The sequence below is a fragment of the Chamaesiphon sp. OTE_75_metabat_556 genome, assembly GCF_031378165.1.
Taxonomy (GTDB): domain Bacteria; phylum Cyanobacteriota; class Cyanobacteriia; order Cyanobacteriales; family Chamaesiphonaceae; genus Chamaesiphon.
Window position 1 is genome coordinate 1 of record NZ_JANNDR010000268.1, and the last position, 4,366, is coordinate 4,366.

The 4,366-nt window shown below is 43.0% G+C and carries 3 protein-coding genes; all 3 read left to right on the plus strand.

Annotated elements, in window-relative coordinates; all coding sequences use genetic code 11:
* Positions 1-684: FAD-dependent oxidoreductase (locus RMO27_RS10965; protein WP_396133664.1), on the plus strand; the 684-nt coding region annotated here is incomplete at its 5' end.
* A gap of 60 nt (positions 685-744) precedes the next feature.
* Entirely contained in the window at positions 745-1,794 is a 1,050-nt protein-coding gene (locus tag RMO27_RS10970) for a squalene/phytoene synthase family protein (RefSeq protein ID WP_309732295.1), read from the plus strand.
* A 68-nt stretch (positions 1,795-1,862) separates the two neighbouring features.
* A partial coding sequence (locus RMO27_RS10975) for a serine/threonine-protein kinase PknK (RefSeq protein WP_309732297.1) occupies positions 1,863-4,366 on the plus strand: 2,504 nt, incomplete at its 3' end.

The window sequence follows — 4,366 nt, forward strand, 5'->3', positions numbered from 1 at the left end:
CTACTGCAACTAGAGTGGATGAATGGGATTCAGTTTTATCTACGTCAAGATGTTTCGATGGTTCGGGGTCATACTATATATTACGACTCTCCTTGGGCATTGACATCTATTTCTCAAAGACAATTTTGGGGTGAAGAAATAGTGACACTTTTGAATAAAAACAAGGTTGAAGGCATACTTTCTCTGTGTATTTCTGATTGGAATAAGACAGGAATTATATATGGCAAAACGGCAAAAGAATCTAGCTATGAGGAAATAAAAAATGAAGTCTTAGCCCAAATTCGGATTGAACTGGACGCAGATATTGCCGAACAACTGAATGATGACAACATTGTAACTTGGTATCTGGCATCTTCAATACATGATACACCAGAGGGTAAAATCGATGCCGAACCTTTGATGATTAATGTTGCGGGAACTTATCATTATCGACCGTCCGCAGTAACGGCGATTGCTAATTTATTCTTGGCCGCAGATTATGTGCAGACAACAACTGACTTAGCGTGTATGGAGGGAGCCAATGAGGCTGCACGCCGAGCCGTCAATGGGATTATTAAGGCGTCGGGATCTAATGATTTGGACTGCGATCTATGGGAGTTAGCTGATTTTGAAGAATTGGCATATTTACGGGAAGAAGATCGAGTACGATTCGGGCAAGGTTTCCTCAATGTTTTCGATCTTTAACAATACTGGATAAGTTTTACTTGAGTAATTTGCCAGAAACAATCATTTATCAGCAATCACATGAAATTCGATCTTACCTATCAACAAGAAGATTATTTAGAGGAATTCTTACACAAAGTTTCTCGTTCCTTTGCGCTCATAATTCCTTGCCTTGAAAAGCCACTAGATCTGATGATAGCAACTTCTTATCTACTTTGTCGTGTCGCTGATAATATCGAAGATTGCTGGCAGTCTTTAGACTGGAAACAAGCGCGGTTCGGAGAATTCTATCAATTGCTAGAGCAACCGAGTTTTGCTGCCAAGATTTTGACGGCTTGGGAAAATGAGAACTGGTCAGGACTGAGTCCAGATGAGATTAGTTTAGTGAGCGTAGAACAGGGATTGATGCTGTGGCAAATTTATGGTCACTTGCCAGATGAAGCAACATCTATTGTCTGTCATTGGGTTCTGCAACTGTCTCAAGGCATGGAACAGATGCTCAATCCTGAAAATTTGATGACTATCTCAAGAAACAATGTCAAGCTTTTAAATACAAAGCTTGACTACGATCGGTATTGTTATTTTGTAGCTGGGACAGTCGGACATCTTGGGACAGAATTGGCAATCGAACATTATCAATTTGAAGCGCAGACTGCTGAAGTTTTAGTTGCTTATAGTGAGCACTGTGGCCGCGCTTTGCAAAAGACTAATATCATTAAAGATTTTGGGAAGGATTTGAATCGGGGTGTTTGTTTTATCCCAGATGAGTGGATACAAGAAGCGATCGGATCGCCATTAGCACTAGCAGGAGCACCTCAGATCTGGCAGTACAAAATTATGAGTGATGTCATGGCAGATCTGGTGGGAGCAGTTCATTACATCGTGAATACGCCTTGCCGTGCTATCGGTTTGCGTCAGTTCAGCATTCGTGCCCTATTAACTGCCTATCAGACTTTACTAGTTGCTTCACAACAGCATAAGTTGTTATTTACACCAGCCCACAATGTTAAAATCTCTCGGAGCGTCATGTTACAGTGTATTGAAGATGCTAAATTAATGGCTAATGATAACCAATTACTATTAAGCTATAGTCAAACCCTGAATAATGCCATTGCTGGTGAATATCATTAATAGTTTTACCGGAAATGCCAAGTGACTTGTTAGACCAATAGATTCCCTCATCAGCGCAATAGCTAGCGATGTTAACATTTCCCAAACATCAAATTTTGGCGCAGATTTATCAAAGTGCCAACTCGGTTGTCTATCGATCGATCCGCGAGATCGATCGACAACCAACGATCCTCAAGTTGCTCAAACCGGGCTATCCGACCCCAGCAGAATTAACCCGCTACAAGCAAGAATATGAGATCCTGCGCTCTTTGCAAATTGATGGCGCGATTAAAGCATATGACTTGCAAAAATATCAAAATACATTAGTGATGTCTTTGGAGGATTTTGGTGGTGAATCCCTAGAAATCTGGCTCAAGTCCAAGAAATTTGGCATGTTGGAGTTTTTAGACGTTGCAATTCAACTAGCTGAGACTTTAAGCCAGATTCATGCGGCCAATGTGATTCACAAAGATCTCAATCCGGCGAATATTATTTATAACCCAGCGACTGGACAGGTCAAAATTATTGACTTTGGGATTTCCACGATATTTACGCGCGCACAGAACCCGATTAGCAATTCTCAAGTCCTCGAAGGCACCCTCGCCTATATGTCGCCAGAACAAACTGGCAGAATGAATCGGGTCCTAGACTACCGCACGGACTTATATTCTCTGGGTGCGACCTTTTATCAACTCCTCACCCACCAGCTCCCATTTGTAACTACCGATCCACTAGAGCTAGTGCATTGTCATCTCGCCAGACAACCAGTATCGCCCCACCAGTTAGATCCCCAAATTCCATCACCTGTGTCTGATTTGGTGATGAAGCTATTAGCAAAAACGGCTGAAGAGCGATATCAAAGTGCCTGGGGATTAAAAGTAGATTTAGCAGCCTGTCAAAGGCAATTGCAGCTTACCGGTCAGATTGCTGACTTCACTCTCGCCGAGCGAGATATTTCGGGGAATTTCCAAATTCCCCAGAAACTTTATGGTAGACAGCAAGAACTGGAAACCTTATTAGCAGCGTTCGATCGCGTCGCATTTCCGGTAGAAGATCGCGAACAGATCATCGACAAGCGCGATCGAGATCGAGTTGAAATGGTACTAGTCACCGGTTACTCTGGCGTTGGTAAATCAGCATTGGTGCGGGAAATCTACAAACCAATTACGCAAAGACAGGGCTACTTTATCGCGGGGAAATTCGACCAGCTACAGCGCAATATTCCCTATTCTGCGCTCGTCCAAGCCTTTAAATCTTTAGTCCAGCAACTCTTAAGTGAAAGTCCCCCTCAACTCGCTCAGTGGCGATCGAAAATCCTGGCAGCGGTGGGTACTAACGGTCAAATGATTGTCGATCTGATTCCAGATTTAGCACTAATTATCGGTGCTGCTCCAGCCGGACAACAGCTCGAATCCACAGATCGTCAGCATCGTTTTAATTTAGTATGTCAAAACTTCGTGCGGGTCTTTTGTCACGATTCGCATCCATTGGTTATCTTTCTCGACGATCTCCAGTGGGCAGATTTAGCCAGTCTTAAAGCGATCGAATTGATGATGAGTGACGAGCAGTTGCAACATCTGTTACTGATTGGAGCTTATCGCGATAATGAAGTCAGTCCGATTCATCCTTTGACGATCGCCATTGAGTCGCTGATGCGTAAAGGTGCTCGGATTACCAAAATTAGCTTAAATCCCTTGAATTTAGCAGAAATCACCCAGTTAATTGCCGATACTGTCGATCGAGATCTGAGGATTGTGCGATCGTTAGCAGCATTAGTCATCGCTAAAACTTTGGGCAATCCCTTTTTTGTCAATGAATTTTTAAAGGCTTTGTATCGAGATCACTTATTAACCTTTAATTGGCAGCAAGGTTGTTGGCAGTGGGAGATCGAGACGATCGAACGCCGAAATATTACCGATAATGTCATCGAGTTAACGATCGGTACCTTAAAAAAATTACCAGCCGCAACACACGATTTGGTCTGGTTAGCAGCTTGTGTCGGTAATAAGTTCGATTTAGACACGCTCTCAATTATCAATCAAAAATCTCTTATCGAAACCTTTGCTATCCTACTGCCAGCGATCGATCGAGGCGTGATTTTAGCAACTTCTGAGTTAGAATCAGTCGGTACTGACGAGATCGAGTCGCCACTGCTAATTCTCAATTTCAAATTTCGACACGATCGCGTTCAACAAGCAGCTTACACCTTAATTGACGATCATCACAAACAAGCAGTTCATCTCCAAATCGGCAGGCTATTACTTGAGAGTACGCCACCAGCCCACACATGTGAAAAAATCTTCGATCTAGTCGCCCATCTCAACCACGGTCGCGATTTAATCGAGGATGACAGCGAAAAATTGGCATTAGTCAAATTGAATTTGGTTGCAGGCAAGAAAGCCAAAGACTCAACCGCTTATCCTTCAGCACTGGAGTATTTGCAGATCGGTCGGGATTTATTGGACGCGCGGGAGCATAGCGAAGACGATCGGTTGTTGTTCGCGCTGTATAAAGAACTCGCAGAAGTTGAATATCTAAATGGTAATTTTGATCGAGCTGAAAACATCATTAATCTGACTCTCACCCAAACGAT